This window comes from Labrys okinawensis, from assembly GCF_047345005.1.
Taxonomy (GTDB): domain Bacteria; phylum Pseudomonadota; class Alphaproteobacteria; order Rhizobiales; family Labraceae; genus Labrys; species Labrys okinawensis.
In genome coordinates, this window is the sequence record NZ_CP178864.1 from 3,422,909 (window position 1) to 3,438,233 (window position 15,325).

Here is a 15,325-nt window from a genome sequence, read left to right on the forward strand (position 1 = left end):
GGCGCGTTGCCTGGGACCGCCGGCTTTCCAGCCGGCATCTTGGCATCGCCGGCACCCTGCAGACGGGCCGCTGCAATGACGCGAAAGGCAGCGCCGATTTCTCATGCCTTCCTGCTTCCAATAAGCGTGCTTGAAAGCCGGCGCCGAGGGAAGGCCATCACTCCCAGGGTCCCCCTTTCGAATCCATCTCTGGAATTTTCGGCACGTTCCCCCTAAGTGTGCCGCATCATGCCGCCACAAGCCTCTTCCTGGGTTTCCGTATTCGATGAAGCGCTGATCGCGGCCAGGAGCCTCGCCGGTTTTGCGACTTCCACCTTCAATCCCACCGTCCGCCTTGGCGTCACCGGCCTGTCGCGCGCCGGCAAGACGGTGTTCATCACCGCATTAGTGCAGGCGTTGATCGAAGGCGGGCGCCTGCCGGTCTTTCGCGCGCAAGCCGAAGGGCGCGTGGCCGGCGCCTATCTCTCGCCCCAGCCCGACGACACCGTGCCGCGCTTCGACTACGAGACCCACCTGGCCGATCTCAGCGGCCCCGATCGCCATTGGCCCGAATCCACACGCCAGATCTCGGAACTGCGCCTCGTCATCGATTTCCAGTCGAACCGGCGCTTTGCCTCCGGCATGTCGCGCCTCACCCTCGATATCGTCGACTATCCCGGCGAATGGCTCCTCGATCTGCCCCTCCTCAACATGAGCTATGCCGAATGGTCGTCGCAGACGCTCGCCGCCAGTCACGAGGGCTCGCGCCTCGCCATCGCTGGTCACTGGCATGCGTTTCTGGCCTCGCTCGATCCCGCTGCGGCCGAGAACGAGGCGGCGGCGCGCGAGGCAGCGAGCCTCTTTACCGCCTATCTGCGCGCCGGCCGGGACGAACGCTTTGCGCTCTCCACTCTGCCGCCGGGACGCTTCCTGATGCCGGGCGATCTCGAAGGTTCTCCGGCGCTGACCTTCTCACCGCTCGATCTCTCGCAGGCAGGGGAGGTCCAGCCCGGCTCCCTCCACGCCATGATGGAGCGGCGCTTCGAGGCCTATAAGCACAAGATCATCAGGCCTTTCTTCACCCAGCATTTTGCGCAGCTCGACCGCCAGATCGTGCTCGTCGACGCGCTCTCGGCCCTCAATGCGGGCCCGCAGGCGGTGCATGATCTTGAGACGGCGCTGACCTCCGTGCTCTCGGCGTTCCGTGTCGGCGCCAATAGCTGGTGGTCGGCGATTTTCCGACCCCGCATCCAGAAGATCCTGTTCGCCGCCACCAAGGCGGACCATCTCCACCACACCAGCCATGACCGGCTGGAGGCCATCCTGCGCAAGATGGCTGACGGCGCCATCAAGCGTGCCTCATTTTCAGGCGCGGCGGTCGATGTCGTGGCGCTTGCCTCGGTACGGGCGACGCGCGAAGCCAGCGTCAAGCAGGGCCGGCAAACGCTGCCTTGCATTATCGGCACCCCGCTCTCCGGCGAACGGACGGCGGACGAGGTATTCGACGGCATGGCCGAGATCGCCGTCTTCCCAGGCGAATTGCCGGAGAATCCCAATGCCGTCTTCAAGGGCGGCACCTTCATGGGCCTGGAGAGCGGGCAGCGCGAAGGTGTCGACTACCGCTTCATTCGCTTTCGCCCTCCAAAGCTGGAAGAAGGGCAGATCTTTCCCCATATTCGCCTCGACCGGACGCTCGAGTTCCTCATCGGCGACAGAATGGCATGAGAGCATGACGACGGACCCCCGCAAACCTCGCGCCTTCCGCCTCGACGATCCTAATGTGGTGATGGCTGATACGCCTGTTGCCGCGGCGGCGAAGCGCGGTCATGTCGTGGTGACGCCGGAGCCCGAGATTTTCGAGCAACTGCCCGAGATCGAGCCCGTGCGTCCGCGCCGCAGCCGCTTGGGCGCAATCTTCTGGTCGGCTGTCGGTGGCCTGGTATCGCTCGGCATCGGCCTTTCCGTCACCAAGCTGATCGATGATCTCTTCTCCTATGCAAACTGGCTAGGCTGGGTGGGCGCGGCGCTTGCCGGCATCGCCGCGCTGGCCTTCCTGGCCATTGCCATCCGGGAAATCATCGGCCTGATGCGGCTTTCGCGCATCGAGCATCTGCATGACAGGGCTGTCGCCGCCATCGCGAAAGACGATCGCGCCGCCGCTCGCAGCCTGTCGCGTGATCTCGTAAAGCTTTATGGCGCCAATCCCCGCATGGCCCGGGCGCGTGCCGCCGTTGAGTCCGCCGCGGGCGACATCGTCGATGGCGCCGATCTCATCCGCGTGGTCGAGCGTGAGTTGATGGGTCCGCTCGACGCCGAAGCTAGGTTGATCATCGCCGATGCCGCCAAACGCGTTTCGCTGGTTACCGCCGTCAGCCCGCGCGCGCTGGTCGATATGTTCTTTGTCGGGGCGGAGACATTGCGGGTGATCCGCCGCCTCGCAACACTCTATGGCGGGCGGCCGGGCGGGCTCGGCATGATCAGCCTGCTGCGCCATGCGCTTGGCAATCTCGCCATCACCGGTGGCATGGCGGCCGGAGATTCCATTCTCAGCCAGGCCCTCGGCCATGGCATCGCGTCGCGAATTTCGGCCAAGCTTGGTGAAGGTGTGCTGAATGGCATCCTAATTGCACGGCTTGGCCTGGCAGCAATGCTGGCGACACGGCCGATGCCGTTCGACGTCCTGCCGCGGCCCGGCGTGACCGATGTCGCGGGAGGGCTGATCGTGAAGGACAAGGTAAAGGAGGAGTGAGGCGAGGGAGCGCCGTGCACAGCTTTCTGTTTTTAGACAAATCGGTGACAACGAAGATGATTGTCGTGGAGCGTCACTAAGATTATAGACCTGTCGCCCAGTAGCGGAGTGTTGGGATTCTTACATGCCTGCATTGAGTGTGGATACCAATTATCGGCCGACTGACGACGAGCCTTTCATGAACGAGCGCCAGCGGGATTATTTCCGCCGTAAGCTCAATGCGTGGAAGCTCGATATCCTGCGCGAAGCTCAGGATACCATCGCCAATCTGCAAGCCGAAAACGAAAACCATCCTGATCTGGCGGATCGCGCCTCTTCGGAAACCGACCGCGCGATCGAACTGCGCGCCCGGGATCGTCAGCGCAAGCTGATTTCCAAGATCGATGCGGCCCTTTCCCGGATCGAGGATGGTTCCTACGGTTATTGCGAAGAAACGGGAGAACCGATCTCGCTGAAGCGTCTCGACGCCAGGCCGATCGCCACCCTCTCGCTGGAAGCGCAGGAACGTCACGAACGTCGCGAGCGGGTCTATCGGGACGATTAGTCTGAGGACGGCGTAGTCGATGTGCGGGTGTCGGAGACCCGCACATCCAATGCGCTGCGGTCAGCCGCCGCCTTGACTTTCGGCGGCGGCTCCGTTGCATAGGGGCATGGTCCGGTTCTGCCACGCCCCCCTTGTGCGGTTTTGTCTTGCTGCGCTGATCGCCTTCGCGCTCATGCTCAACGGCATGAGCCGTGTCGTTGCGTCGACGAGCGACGATGGCGCCGGCAATACCGTCATCATTGCCGGCACGGTCATCACGCTGTGCCAATACGGCGAAGACGCGGATGGCAACACCAAAAGCCATCCCGGCCATTCCTGCGATCAATGCGCGTTACGCCTCGCGCCGCTCCAGCCGCAGGCCGCCGTCGCTCTCCGTATTATCCGCTTTCCGCAGGTCCTGACGCTTCGGCCGAGCTCCGCTGCACGGACAACGAACCAGCTTGGCTGGCGCGCCGCCTGGCCCCGCGGGCCTCCCAACGCCTGAACGGCATTCGATTTTCCCCGTCACGCTTTTAGCAAGCGCCTGCGCTTACTCGATTCCGTTCAGGTTCTGCCATGAAACTCATCCCTCTTTTCAGTGCCCTGGCGCTGGGCGCCTTGCTCGCGACTCCAGCCGCAGCCCATGACTACAAGGCCGGTACGCTGGTCATCCACCACCCCTGGGCCCGGGCGACGCCCCAGGGTGCGCCGGTCGGCGGCGGTTATGCCGTCATCGAGAACACCAGCGACCAACCGGACAAGCTCACCGGCGGCAGCTTTGCCGCTTCCGCAGGCTTTGCCATCCATCAGATGTCGATGAAGGACGGCGTGATGTCGATGGCGCCGGTCGAAGGCGGGCTCGACATTCCCGCCCATGGCAAGGTTGAGTTCAACCCCTCTGCCACCCATCTGATGTTCACCGGGCTGAAGCAGCAGCTCAAGAAAGGCGACGAAGTTGACGGCACGCTGGTGTTCGAGAAGGCCGGCACCATAAATGTACGGTTCAAGGTCGAGTCGCTGGGGGCCAAGGCTCCCGAGCACGACGATCACTGAGGGGTGGCCAGCATGAGCGTTCAGACCAACCGCCTCCAGGTCATCATCCTCGCCGCCCTGTTCTGCGTCCTCGCCGCGGCTTGTGTCACCCTGGTGCTTACAATGGGCGTCGGCGGGCGGGCGCCGCAGCAGACCAGCCTGATCGGCGGCGATTTCAGCCTGGTCAATCAGGATGGCAAGCCGATCACGCAGGCAACTTTCCTCGGCAAGCCCACGGCCTATTTCTTCGGCTACACCAATTGCCCCGATGCCTGCCCGACAACCCTGACCGACATGACGGACCGGCTGAAGGCACTCGGCCCGGATGGTGACAAGTTCAATGTCGTCTTCATCTCCGTGGACCCGGGGCGCGACACGCCACAACTGCTGAAATCCTATCTGGAGAGCTTCGATCCACGCATCACCGCTGCCACCGGCACACCCGAACAGGTCGCCGATGTGGTCAAGAAGTTCCGTGTCTATGTGAAGAAGGTGGGCGAGGGGGACAGCTACACCTTCGACCACTCCACGGCCGTCTACATGATGGACGCCAAGGGCAACCTGGTGACATTAATCGACTACCAAGCGCCGCGCGACGAGGCTATCGAGAAGATGCGCCGGGCGCTTGAGTCGTGAACCGGGTTATCTGGTTCGGCCTGGCTGCGGCGTCTGCCGGCATCGCGGCCGGAGTGGTGATCGCAATTCAGAGCCAGCAATGGTCAGCGGCACCTCCCGACGTCCCGGTGGTGGTCAACACCCGTCCGCCCGACGCGACTTTCGACCCTGTCTTCGAACCCTGCGCCCATTGCCACCAGATCGGCAGGGGCGCGCGCATGGCGACGGGGCCAGTGCTGGAAGGCCTGATCGGGCGCAAGGCGGGCACTTTGGCCGGCTATCCTTTCTCGGATGCCATGCGCAACAGTGGTTTGACCTGGGATGAGACGACGCTCGACCGTTTCATCGCCAGCCCCCAATCGGCGGTGCCGGGTACGCGCATGGTCTATGCCGGCATGGACGATCCCAGGCAGCGCAAGGCCGTGATCGACTTCATCGCCAAGGTGGGGGATGGCGGTTGAGCGCATAATTCGTAAATCGATTCAATATTGCGACGCGTTCAACCCAGACTTGCGCGGCGCAGCGGCAAGCGCCATCATCTCCTTTCAGGGGATGATCGTCCCTCGCCAGGGCCTCTCCCCCAACAAAAGACGCGGCAAGCGGAATGCAGTCGGAGGAGAGTGCTTATGACCGTTGCACATATTCTGAGAGGCAAGAGCAGGGAGATCTTCACCCTGTCGCCTGACCACACCATTGCCGAAGCGGCCAGAACTTTGGCCGAGAAGCGCATCGGTGCGGTGCTGATTACCAAGAAAGACGGCTCGATTGCCGGCATCCTGTCGGAACGCGACATTGTCCGCGCCTTGGCGAAGAACGCGGCCGAAGGATTCGAACACAAGGTCAAGGTGCACATGACCGCCAAGGTGGAGACGGTGCGCGAGAGCGACTCCATTCCCTCGATCATGGAGCGGATGACCAATGGCAAGTTCCGGCATATGCCCGTGGTCGAGAACGGCAAGCTGATCGGCATCGTGTCGATCGGCGATGTGGTGAAATACCGGCTTGCCGAGATGGAAGCCGAGACACAGGCGATGCGCGACTACATCACCGCCTGATCAAGCGCGGGGAGCGGGTCTTCAGACCAAGCTTCCTGTTGAGCCTTGCTTGTTACGAGCCGGGCCTGAAGACCCGCACCCCAACGACTGCGCAGCGCAGCCTAAGAAGCGCGGCTGTGCGCCAGAGGCTGGCGCAGGCTCTCGCGCATGATGTCACCAAGGCGTTCGGTGGCGGGGCTCTGCTGGGACTGCGTACGATGCAGCAGCAGGGGGACTGTGGGCAGGGCAACCGGAAGGCCGGCGGTGGCGTCGAGCGCCGTCAGATGGCTGGGCAGGCCGATCTCGGTGCGCAGGGTGACGCCCAGCCCGCCAGTGGCGGCAGCCCAGAGCCCGGACAGGCTGGAGCTGGTGACCGCGATGCGCCAGGGGATGCCGGCGCGGTCGAGCGCTTCCGTCGCGGCAGTGCGGAACAGGCACGGCGCTTCGAACATCACCAGAGGCACGGGTTCGCCTTTCGTCGGGAGCTTCTCGATGAGGGAAGGGTTCGCCGGGCCGATCCAGCGCATCGGCACATCGGCGAGATGCTCGCCACTGACGCCCGTCGGTGCTGCTGCCATATGGTCGCCCCAGGTGATGGCCAGGTCGAGTTCGGCCGAGGCCAGCCGGCGCAGGAGATCCGCATTGCGCGACAGGCGGGTTTCGATCCGCGCCCTGGGATGGGCACGGGCGAAGCGTCCGAGGATCTCGGGAAGCAGAGTCTCGCCGAGATCCTCCTGCACGCCGAAGCGGATATTGCCGGTGAGATCGCCGCCTCCGAGCGCCGATACGGCTTCATCGTTGAGATCGAGTAGCCTTCGGGCGTAGGCCAGCAGCGTTTCGCCCGCCTCCGTCAGCGCCAGGCCACGGCCGGCTTTGCGAAAGATCGCCGTGCCGGCCTGATCCTCCAGCTTCTTGAGCTGCGCGCTGACGGCGGAGGTCGAGCGTCCGAGATGATCGGCGGCCCGTGCGAAACTGCCGAGTTCGACGCCGGTCACGAAGCTGCGCAGGACGTCGAGATCGAGATTGGTGTGACGCATCGAAATCGTCCCATTTTATGGGATTGATGATCAAAAATTTCCTGATTTTCTGTATCATTATGTGGATGCATGATGCGTCGGTCAAGGCAGCAGGCCTTGAAACCGATCGAAGGAAACACATGATGCCCCTCGCCAGAATCTCGCTCACCAAGGGTAAGTCGCCGGATTATCGGCGCGCTCTTGCCGACAATGTTCACCGCGCCCTGGTCGAAGCTTTTGACGTGCCAGCGGACGATCGTTTCCAGATTGTCGAGGAGCTCGAGCCCGGCGCCCTGATCTATGACCGCAGCTATTTCGCTGGCCGGCGCTCGGAGGATTTCGTCGTTATCGCCATTACCGCGGGCCGGCCGCGCAGCTCGGCGATGAAGAAGCAGTTCTATCAGCGGCTCGTTGCCTTGCTCGGTGAGGCCCCTGGCATTCGTCCCGATGATGTGATGATCATCATCACGACGACGGAGCGCGACGGCTGGTCGTTCAGCAATGGCCTCGCCCAGCTCGCAGTCGAAGAAGTGACGTGAGGAGCCGGCCATGTACGCCATGCATTACGCCATCACGCTCCCGACCGACTACGACATAGGCATCATCCGCGAGCGCATCGCCACCAAGGGTCCTTTGCTCGACAATCTTCCGGGGCTGGGGCTGAAGGCCTATCTGGTCCGCGAAAGAGGCGTTGCCGGCTCGCCGGTCAACCAATACGCCACCTTTTATCTCTGGGCCTCAGCCGAGGGGATGGGCGGTTTCCTCTGGGGCGGGCGCGGGTTCGGCAGCATCGTCTCCTCTTTCGGCCGCCCGCCGGTACGCCACTGGACGGGTGCAGCCTGTCTCAACGGTACGGTGCCGTTGAGCGCGGCGACGGCTGCTACGATCCGCGAGGAAGCCATGCTGCCCGACATCGATCCCTCCATCGCGGTTTCGTCCGCGCTTCAGGAGGCAGCAGCGAGAGCGAGGCAGCCGGGCGTTTGCCTCTCGGCCCTGGCGGTCGATCCGCAATCCTGGCAGGTCGTGCATTTCGCGCTTTGGGCAGGAGAGCCGGCGAGCGATGCAGGCACGCGCTATGAAGTCGGCCACATTTCGAAGCCGGAAATCAACGCGATCCTTAAGGCGTGAGGTAGCAGGGGTCAGGCCAGCGCTTCCATCGTCTCCTTGATGGCGTCGAGCGATTTCACGGCCGCATCGGCGCCGAGCTCGATGATTTCGGCGGCCCTATGAAAATCGAAGGGCGAGATACGACCGAGACGCGGCCCGATCGAGACATCGGGCGGATCGCCGGCGAGGCGCGAGCGGGAGATGCGGTCCTGAGTGATGTTGAAGGCCTCCATCATCACCGTATGGATGCCGGGCGAGTTGCGCGTGCGCCGGATGGCGGGCTGTGCCGTGAAGCCGAAGCGGCGACGCACCAGCGACTTGGCTGCGCCAAGGGCGCCGGCCCCCCGGATGCGGCGCCTGGGCACCGGTGGATCGTCCAGGTCCGAATCGGCGCCGAATGTATGAATCACGCCGCCGCGTCCCGTCAGTTCGCCATTGAGGTTCACGGCGATCACGGCGCGCGCACCAAGGGCGCGGGCGGCCGACACCGGCACAGGATTGACCAGGGCGCCATCCATCAGCCAGCGTCCGCCGACGCGCACGGGCTCGAAGATGCCGGGCAGGGCATAGGAGGCGCGCAATGCGGTGACGAGATTGCCCCGCGTGAGCCAGATCTCATGCCCGGGGCCGATCTCGGTGGCGATGGCGGCGAAGGGCATGCGCAGATTCTCGATCTGGACGCCGTTCAGGCCGTCATGCAGCATTCGCGCCAGCTTGGAGCCGGAGATCAGGCCGCTGCCGCCGAAATTGAAGTCCAGGAAATTGAGGACGCGGCGCTTGGTGAGGCTGCGGGCCCAGTCCTCGATCGCGTCGAGCTTGCCGGCGATATAGCAGCCGCCGACCACGGCGCCGATCGAGGTGCCGGCGATCACATCCACATCATATCCAGCTTCTGCGAGGACGCGCAGCACGCCAATATGGGCAAAGCCGCGGGCGGCGCCGCCTCCCAGCGCCAGGCCGATCACCGGGCGCGGAGGTTTGGCGATATGATCTTCAGGCGGTGGCGATAATTCCACGACACTTCCCTGACCTCTCCACGGCAAAGTCTGAAACATGATGCATTCCCGACCGCATAAGCACTCAAAAGAACAAGAGGCCTTCCGTTAGGTATGAAACGCCCCGGCCTTGTCGAAAAGGTGGCATCGCCTTCGCCAATCCACAATAGCACGTGATCGGCTGCCTTGTTGTGCGCTTCCAGGGGGTATGGACCATGAATAGGGCTTAGAGGTGAACGATTTCGGCGGAGTGGACGGGAGGACGCACTCACCAATTGACGCGCCCCACCGTGACCGTCGGTCTTGGTCTCATCCAAGTCTCATCAATGGTCCACAATCGCCTTGAGGCCTATGACTTGCCCCGAATCACCACTTTTTTGTAAGTCAACCGCATGGATGAGACGGACGACCTGCCGGCGAGCGATGGAATTGAAGCGGTAAACCTGCGCGATGCGCTGGAGGAGCGCTATCTTGCCTATGCTCTTTCCACCATCATGGGCCGCGCCTTGCCGGATGCCCGCGACGGCCTCAAGCCGGTGCATCGGCGCATCCTGCACGCGATGCGCCTCTTGCGGCTCGACCCCGACCAGGCCTTCAAGAAGTGCGCCCGTGTCGTCGGCGACGTCATCGGTAAGTTCCACCCCCATGGCGATCAGGCCGTCTATGACGCGCTGGTGCGCCTCGCCCAGGATTTCGCCCAGCGCTACCCGCTTGTCGACGGGCAGGGCAATTTCGGCAATATCGATGGCGATAATGCCGCTGCATACCGCTACACCGAAGCGCGCCTGACCGAGACCGCCATGCTGATCCTGGAAGGGATCAACGAGGATGCGGTGGATTTCCGCGCCACCTACAATGGCGAGGACGAGGAGCCGGTGGTGATGCCCGGCGCCTTCCCGAACCTGCTCGCCAATGGTGCGCAAGGGATCGCGGTGGGCATGGCAACCTCGATTCCGCCGCATAATGCCCATGAACTCTGCCAGGCGGCACTGCATCTCATCGACAATCCGAAGGCTATGACCAGCGATCTTCTGCAATTCGTCAAGGGGCCGGATTTTCCGACTGGCGGCATCTGCATCGAAAGCGCGAGCTCGATCGAAGAAAGCTATCGAACGGGCCGCGGCGGCTTCCGCGTGCGCGCACGGTGGCACAAGGAGGATCTGGGCCGCGGCACCTGGGTTATCGTCGTCACCGAGATCCCGTGGCTCGTCCAGAAGAGCCGCCTGATCGAGAAGCTCGCCGAACTCCTGGAAGAGCGCAAGCTGCCGCTGGTCGGCGACATCCGAGACGAGTCCGCCGAGGACGTGCGCGTCGTCATCGAGCCGAAGTCGCGCAATGTCGACGAAGCCGTGCTGATGGAATCGGTGTTCAAGCTCTCCGAGCTCGAAAGTCGCATTCCGCTCAACATGAATGTGCTGGTCGATGGCCAGGTGCCGCGTGTGCTCTCGCTGGGCGAGGCGTTGCTGCAATGGCTCAGCCATCGCCGCGTCGTGCTGGTTCGCCGCTCCAAGCACCGCCTTGCCGCCGTCGAGAGGCGCATGGAGGTGCTGGCCGGCTATATCATCGCTTATCTCAACCTCGATGAGGTGATCCGCATTATCCGCTACGAGGATGAGCCCAAGGACGAGTTGATCAAGGCGTTCGATCTCACCGACGTTCAGGCCGAGGCGATCCTCAACATGCGCCTGCGCAACCTGCGCAAGCTCGAGGAGATGGAGCTCAAGCGCGAGCATGACGAACTTGCCAAGGAGAAGGAGGGCATTGAAAAGCTCCTCGGCTCCGAAGCGATGCAGTGGAAGACGGTAGGCTGGCAGATCGGCGAAGTCGCCAAGAAATACGGGCCCGATACGCCGCTTGGCAAGCGCCGCACGGAGATCGATGCTTCGAAGGCCGGCAATATCGACCTCTCGACCGTGACGGCTGCGATGGTCGAGCGGGAGCCGATCACCGTGATCGTTTCGGAGAAGGGCTGGATCCGGGCGATGAAGGGGCATCTGAGCGATCTGTCCGGGCTCGGTTTCAAGGCGGACGATCGGCTCAAGCTCGGCTTCCAGACCGAGACGACGGCGAGGCTCCTTGTCGTCACCACCAACGGCAAGGTCTACACGCTCGAAGCTTCCAAGCTGCCGGGCGGGCGCAGCATGGGCGAGCCCATTCGCCTGATGGTCGACATCGACGAGGGCGCCGATGTCCTCGACGTCTTCGCCTATCAGGGCGGGCGCAAGCTGCTGATCGCGGCTAGCGACGGACGTGGGTTCGTGGTGCCCGAGGATGACATCCTCGCCAATACCCGCAAGGGCAAGTCCGTTCTCAATGTCGACGCGCCCGCCGAGGCGAAGGTCATCGTGCCGGCTGCTGGCGACATGGTGGCGGTGATCGGCGAGAACCGGAAGATGCTGGTCTTCCCGCTGCACCAGGTCACCGAGATGTCGCGGGGCAGGGGCGTTCGCCTGCAGAAGTACAAGGATGGGGGCCTGTCCGATATTCGCGTCTTCGACAAGGCGCAGGGCCTGACCTGGACCGATTCCTCCGACCGCACCTGGACGGTGACGGATCTGATAGAATGGACCGGCAACCGCGCCGATGCCGGCCGCCTGCCGCCCAAGGGCTTCCCGAAGAACAACAAGTTCACAGGGAAATAACCAAGGCGTCGGCCGGCAGGTGGTACAAGCGGGCCATCCTGAACCAGTGGTGAACAAGCCCTTAAAAATTAGCGGCCTTGTGCCGCTGCCTCTGCCACAATTACGCCCGTCCGTTCCAAGATTGTGTCTGCATTCTGCCTTGCTGACGTAAGGCCAACCGGGCATTGTTCCGGTCAGTATGGATTGCAAGATGACGATCAGGACAAAGCTGCTACTGCCCCTCGTGGCGCTGCTGGCACTGGGTGGCGCGGCACAGGCGCAGGAATGGCGTAACCCCCGCGGGTATGCCGATATTCCAGATGATGGCGGGGACGACGGCTACTACCAGCCACGCGGGTCGCATTATTGGAGGGAGCCACCGTCCGACTATCGCGCGGATCGCCAGCTCGATGATCCCTATGATTATCGCGACGATTCCAACGGCTATTATGGCGACGAGGACGGCGACTTTCAGCCTCGGAGTCGGACTAAGGAGCAACAGGATGCTTCGATCGATCCCAACCAGGTGGCGCCCGGTCTGGACCCCGGCGTCAAGGATGACGCGCAGGCCGCCCTGCTGAAGTCGCCGATCAAGCGCACCGTCGTGCCGTTCTCAGGCTATGCGCCGGGGACGATCGTGATCTCCACCCAGGAGCGCCGCCTCTACTACGTGCTGGAGGACGGAAATTCCGCGCTGAAATACGGCATCGGTGTCGGCAAGGAGGGCTTTTCCTGGAAGGGCACCCAGACCATCAGCGGCAAGCGTGAGTGGCCGGACTGGACGCCGCCCAAGGAAATGATCGCCCGCCGTCCTGAACTGCCCGATCATATGGATGGCGGCCTCAACAATCCGCTCGGGGCAAGGGCGCTCTATCTCGGCGACACGCTCTACCGTATCCACGGCACCAACGAGCCGAACTCGATCGGCAAGGCGGTATCGTCGGGATGCATCCGCATGGCTGATCCGGATGTGATGGACCTCTATAACCGCGTCGACGTCGGCGCGACGGTGGTGGTGCTGTAGCCTGGGAGCGCGGACGTCTCGTCCGCTCTTGAAACGCTACGCGTGCAAGAAGGTCCGAGGCTTTGTTCCCGTTCGGAACATCGGTTCGCTGCGCTGGAGTGACGAAAACGAGGTCGCGCTCTATTCTCAACGTTCAATGTTTCAAGAGCGGACAGGATGTCCGCGCTCCCAGCACAGCATGACCATACCCAACCTCATCACCATCTTCCGGTTCTGCCTGGTGCCGCTGGCGGTGTGGTGCATCGCAGCGGGCGCCTGGGGCTGGGCCTTCCTAGCTTTCCTGGTCGCGGGGGTGTCGGACGGCATCGACGGCTATCTCGCCAAGCGCTTCGACATGCGCAGCGAATTGGGCGCGTTTCTCGATCCCCTGGCGGACAAGGCGCTGCTGGTCTCGATTTTCGTGACGCTCGGCATCGTCGGTGTCGTGCCGCTCTGGCTGGTGATCCTCGCCGTCTTCCGAGACCTGATGATCGTCGGCGCGGTGCTGGTGTCCTGGGTGATGGGGCAGCCGATCAGGATCGCCCCGTCGAAGCTCTCCAAGCTCAACACGGCGATGCAGATCGTTTTCATCGTGCTCCTGTTGTTCGCCAAGGGGACGGGCTGGCCCTTTCCCTTTCTCATCGAAGCCGGCAGCGCGATCGTGGCGGTCTTGACCATCGCCTCTGCTGCCGCCTATCTGCGCCAGTGGCTCAACCATATGGCGAGTTGATCGAGTTGAAGGTTCTGGGAGTGTGGGTATGAGCTTTCAACGGCAGGTCTATTTCTGGCTGGGTGCGCTGGCGCTGTTCATCGCGCTGGTCTGGCTGCTGCAGGGCATGCTGTTCCCCTTCGTAGGCGGGCTCGCGATCGCCTATTTCCTCGATCCCATCGCCGACAGGCTGGAGCGGCTTGGCCTGCCCCGCTGGGCGGCGGCTTCCGTGATCCTGCTCTGCTTCATCTTCATCCTCGTCCTGGCCATCCTGCTGCTGGTGCCGGTGCTGGGCGACCAGTTCAATGGCCTGCGCGAGCGCCTGCCGAGCTATGTCGCTTCCCTTCAGCGTATCCTGGCCCAGCTCAACCAGGGCTGGCTCGGCAGCCTGGTGGGCGATCGCATCCAGAATATCCAGAAGTCTCTCGGCGACTATGTCGGGCAGGGAGCCGCTCTGTTCGGCACCTTCCTCTCCTCAATCCTTTCCTCGATCTGGTCGGGCGGGCAGGCCGTGATCGGGGTGGTCAGCGCGCTGATCGTCACCCCGGTGGTGGCTTTCTACATCCTGCTCGACTGGGACAGCATGATCGCGCGGGTCGACAGCTGGCTGCCGCGCGACCACGCCGAGCCGATACGGGGCATCTTCCGTGATGTCGACCGCGCGATCGCTGGCTTCGTGCGCGGGCAGGCCACGGTCTGCGTGCTGCTCGGCCTGTTCTACGGTTCCTGCCTGACGTTCGCCGGCGTCAGCTTCGGCTTCCTCATCGGCCTGTGCACCGGGCTTGCCTCCTTCATTCCCTATGTCGGCTCGATCCTCGGCTTCGTCGTCACGGTGGCGGTGGCGGTGGTGCAGGTCTGGCCGGACTGGCATCTGCCCGTCTATGTCGCCATCATCTTCGGCCTCGGCCAGGTATTGGAAGGCTATGTGCTCTCGCCGAGGCTGGTGGGTGGGTCGGTCGGGCTGCATCCGGTCTGGCTGATGTTTTCGCTGCTCGCGGCCGGCAGCCTGTTCGGGTTCATTGGGCTGCTCGTGGCGGTGCCGGTCGCCGCCGCCATCGGCGTGCTCGTGCGCTTCGCGCTTGGCCGCTACCTCGCCAGCTCCTATTATACCGGCCATATCTCTGCTGGACATGTCGCCCCGCCGACGCCGCCGGACACTTCGCGATGACCCTTCCTCGGCAATTGGCGCTGGACCTGCCGCCGCTGACCTCGTTCAGCCGCGAGGATTTCCTCGTTTCGCCTTCCAACGAAGGCGCCTACGCCTTCATCGAGCGCTGGCCCGACTGGCCGGCCAGGCGCGCGCTGCTGATCGGGCCGACTGGCTCCGGCAAGAGCCATCTCGCTGCGATCTGGTCGGAAGCTGCCAAGGCCATTATCGTGCCGGCCGGGCTCCTCGGCGACGGGGCCGTGCCGGAACTGGTGGCGCGGGGGGCCATCGTGCTGGAGGATGCGCGGGCCGGCATCGACGAGACGGCGCTCTTCCATCTGCTCAACCTCGTGGGCGAGGCAGGGGCCTCCTTGCTGATCACGGCGCATGAAGCGCCCGATCGCTGGGGCCTCAGCCTGCCCGATCTCATCTCGCGCCTGCGCGCCATGACGGTGCTCACCATCGACACACCGGATGACGATCTCTTCCGCATGCTGCTGGTGAAGCTGTTCCTCGATCGCCAGCTCGTGGTCGACACCAGCGTGGTCGATTTCCTGGTCAAGCGTATCGAGCGCTCCTTCGATGCGGCTCGCCAGGTCGTGGCCGTGCTCGACCGGGAAGGTCTGTCGCGAGGGAGACGCATCACGAGGGCACTGGCCGGTGAACTTCTCAAGGAAGTTCTTGCACAACCAGATGAAAACGAGTGACTCTTTGGCCGTCCCATTTGTGACAGAACTGTCATAAAGGCGGCGTAGAGCGAGAGCGAACGGCGCGGGCGATGATCAGCCAGACAGA

Annotated in this window: 17 protein-coding genes; 15 read left to right on the forward strand and 2 right to left on the reverse strand. The window is 63.4% G+C overall.

Annotated elements, in window-relative coordinates; genetic code table 11:
• Positions 1-228 precede the first annotated feature (228 nt).
• From ACMDCR_RS16015 to ACMDCR_RS16050, 8 genes are all read left to right on the forward strand, one after another.
• Positions 229-1,704, forward strand: coding sequence for a YcjX family protein (locus ACMDCR_RS16015; protein ID WP_413993457.1), 1,476 nt, complete (start codon positions 229-231; stop codon positions 1,702-1,704).
• 4 nt (positions 1,705-1,708) lie between these two features.
• Positions 1,709-2,728 (forward strand): YcjF family protein, encoded by a 1,020-nt coding sequence (locus ACMDCR_RS16020; protein WP_413993458.1) that lies wholly within the window; start codon positions 1,709-1,711, stop codon positions 2,726-2,728.
• A 124-nt stretch (positions 2,729-2,852) separates the two neighbouring features.
• Entirely contained in the window at positions 2,853-3,272 is a 420-nt protein-coding gene (dksA, locus tag ACMDCR_RS16025; protein WP_284311556.1) for an RNA polymerase-binding protein DksA, read from the forward strand.
• A 106-nt stretch (positions 3,273-3,378) separates the two neighbouring features.
• On the forward strand, positions 3,379-3,756 hold the full coding sequence (locus ACMDCR_RS16030; protein WP_413993459.1) for a hypothetical protein: 378 nt from the start codon (positions 3,379-3,381) through the stop codon (positions 3,754-3,756).
• Between the two features lie 71 nt (positions 3,757-3,827).
• The gene (locus tag ACMDCR_RS16035) at positions 3,828-4,304 is read left to right on the forward strand and encodes a copper chaperone PCu(A)C (protein ID WP_413993460.1); all 477 of its coding nucleotides are present in this window, start codon (positions 3,828-3,830) and stop codon (positions 4,302-4,304) included.
• 12 nt (positions 4,305-4,316) lie between these two features.
• Positions 4,317-4,919 carry an SCO family protein gene (locus ACMDCR_RS16040; RefSeq protein ID WP_413993461.1) on the forward strand — a complete coding sequence of 201 codons (603 nt, stop codon included), beginning with the start codon at positions 4,317-4,319 and terminating at the stop codon, positions 4,917-4,919.
• The gene (locus ACMDCR_RS16045; RefSeq protein WP_413993462.1) at positions 4,916-5,359 is read left to right on the forward strand and encodes a c-type cytochrome; all 444 of its coding nucleotides are present in this window, start codon (positions 4,916-4,918) and stop codon (positions 5,357-5,359) included. Before ACMDCR_RS16040 ends, ACMDCR_RS16045 begins: the two co-directional genes overlap by 4 nt.
• A 165-nt stretch (positions 5,360-5,524) precedes the next feature.
• Positions 5,525-5,953, forward strand: a complete 429-nt coding sequence (locus ACMDCR_RS16050) for a CBS domain-containing protein (protein ID WP_413993463.1) — start codon at positions 5,525-5,527, stop codon at positions 5,951-5,953.
• 101 nt (positions 5,954-6,054) lie between these two features.
• Here ACMDCR_RS16050 and ACMDCR_RS16055 read toward each other — a convergent pair whose 3' ends face one another.
• On the reverse strand, positions 6,055-6,969 hold the full coding sequence (locus ACMDCR_RS16055) for a LysR substrate-binding domain-containing protein (protein ID WP_413993464.1): 915 nt from the start codon (positions 6,967-6,969) through the stop codon (positions 6,055-6,057).
• A 122-nt stretch (positions 6,970-7,091) separates the two neighbouring features.
• Between ACMDCR_RS16055 and ACMDCR_RS16060 the strand changes: the two genes are divergently transcribed.
• Together ACMDCR_RS16060 and ACMDCR_RS16065 are read left to right on the forward strand one after the other, a co-directional pair.
• Positions 7,092-7,487: a tautomerase family protein gene (locus ACMDCR_RS16060; protein ID WP_413993639.1), complete on the forward strand. Its 396-nt coding sequence runs from the start codon at positions 7,092-7,094 to the stop codon at positions 7,485-7,487.
• A gap of 10 nt (positions 7,488-7,497) precedes the next feature.
• Complete coding sequence (locus tag ACMDCR_RS16065) at positions 7,498-8,076, forward strand: DUF4865 family protein (RefSeq protein ID WP_413993465.1); 579 nt, start codon at positions 7,498-7,500, stop codon at positions 8,074-8,076.
• A gap of 11 nt (positions 8,077-8,087) precedes the next feature.
• Here the strand turns inward: ACMDCR_RS16065 and ACMDCR_RS16070 are convergent, their stop codons facing one another.
• Positions 8,088-9,071 carry a patatin-like phospholipase family protein gene (locus ACMDCR_RS16070; RefSeq protein WP_413993466.1) on the reverse strand — a complete coding sequence of 328 codons (984 nt, stop codon included), beginning with the start codon at positions 9,069-9,071 and terminating at the stop codon, positions 8,088-8,090.
• Between the two features lie 371 nt (positions 9,072-9,442).
• Here ACMDCR_RS16070 and parC point away from each other — a divergent pair, with 371 nt between their 5' ends.
• The 5 genes from parC (at position 9,443) to ACMDCR_RS16095 (ending at position 15,237) form a co-directional block, all read left to right on the forward strand.
• Positions 9,443-11,692: a DNA topoisomerase IV subunit A gene (gene parC / locus ACMDCR_RS16075; protein ID WP_413993467.1), complete on the forward strand. Its 2,250-nt coding sequence runs from the start codon at positions 9,443-9,445 to the stop codon at positions 11,690-11,692.
• A gap of 490 nt (positions 11,693-12,182) precedes the next feature.
• Entirely contained in the window at positions 12,183-12,695 is a 513-nt protein-coding gene (locus ACMDCR_RS16080) for a L,D-transpeptidase (protein WP_413993640.1), read from the forward strand.
• A 178-nt stretch (positions 12,696-12,873) separates the two neighbouring features.
• On the forward strand, positions 12,874-13,404 hold the full coding sequence (locus ACMDCR_RS16085; RefSeq protein WP_413993468.1) for a CDP-alcohol phosphatidyltransferase family protein: 531 nt from the start codon (positions 12,874-12,876) through the stop codon (positions 13,402-13,404).
• A 28-nt stretch (positions 13,405-13,432) separates the two neighbouring features.
• Positions 13,433-14,551, forward strand: coding sequence for an AI-2E family transporter (locus ACMDCR_RS16090; protein ID WP_413993469.1), 1,119 nt, complete (start codon positions 13,433-13,435; stop codon positions 14,549-14,551).
• Positions 14,548-15,237 (forward strand): hypothetical protein, encoded by a 690-nt coding sequence (locus tag ACMDCR_RS16095; protein ID WP_413993470.1) that lies wholly within the window; start codon positions 14,548-14,550, stop codon positions 15,235-15,237. The genes ACMDCR_RS16090 and ACMDCR_RS16095 overlap by 4 nt, the downstream gene beginning before the upstream one ends.
• Positions 15,238-15,325: the final 88 nt, after the last annotated feature.

What these genes read in the sequence shown, in the direction of transcription:
- ACMDCR_RS16015 (WP_413993457.1), top strand. Translation starts at nt 229, where the DNA reads ATGCCGCCACAAGCCTCTTCCTGGGTTTCCGTATTCGATGAAGCGCTG.
- dksA (WP_284311556.1), top strand. Translation starts at nt 2,853, where the DNA reads ATGCCTGCATTGAGTGTGGATACCAATTATCGGCCGACTGACGACGAG.
- ACMDCR_RS16050 (WP_413993463.1), top strand. Translation starts at nt 5,525, where the DNA reads ATGACCGTTGCACATATTCTGAGAGGCAAGAGCAGGGAGATCTTCACC.
- ACMDCR_RS16090 (WP_413993469.1), top strand. Translation starts at nt 13,433, where the DNA reads ATGAGCTTTCAACGGCAGGTCTATTTCTGGCTGGGTGCGCTGGCGCTG.
- ACMDCR_RS16085 (WP_413993468.1), top strand. Translation starts at nt 12,874, where the DNA reads ATGACCATACCCAACCTCATCACCATCTTCCGGTTCTGCCTGGTGCCG.
- ACMDCR_RS16065 (WP_413993465.1), top strand. Translation starts at nt 7,498, where the DNA reads ATGTACGCCATGCATTACGCCATCACGCTCCCGACCGACTACGACATA.
- ACMDCR_RS16035 (WP_413993460.1), top strand. Translation starts at nt 3,828, where the DNA reads ATGAAACTCATCCCTCTTTTCAGTGCCCTGGCGCTGGGCGCCTTGCTC.
- parC (WP_413993467.1), top strand. Translation starts at nt 9,443, where the DNA reads ATGGATGAGACGGACGACCTGCCGGCGAGCGATGGAATTGAAGCGGTA.
- ACMDCR_RS16095 (WP_413993470.1), top strand. Translation starts at nt 14,548, where the DNA reads ATGACCCTTCCTCGGCAATTGGCGCTGGACCTGCCGCCGCTGACCTCG.
- ACMDCR_RS16055 (WP_413993464.1), bottom strand. Translation starts at nt 6,969, where the DNA reads ATGCGTCACACCAATCTCGATCTCGACGTCCTGCGCAGCTTCGTGACC.
- ACMDCR_RS16040 (WP_413993461.1), top strand. Translation starts at nt 4,317, where the DNA reads ATGAGCGTTCAGACCAACCGCCTCCAGGTCATCATCCTCGCCGCCCTG.
- ACMDCR_RS16060 (WP_413993639.1), top strand. Translation starts at nt 7,092, where the DNA reads ATGCCCCTCGCCAGAATCTCGCTCACCAAGGGTAAGTCGCCGGATTAT.
- ACMDCR_RS16020 (WP_413993458.1), top strand. Translation starts at nt 1,709, where the DNA reads ATGACGACGGACCCCCGCAAACCTCGCGCCTTCCGCCTCGACGATCCT.
- ACMDCR_RS16030 (WP_413993459.1), top strand. Translation starts at nt 3,379, where the DNA reads ATGGTCCGGTTCTGCCACGCCCCCCTTGTGCGGTTTTGTCTTGCTGCG.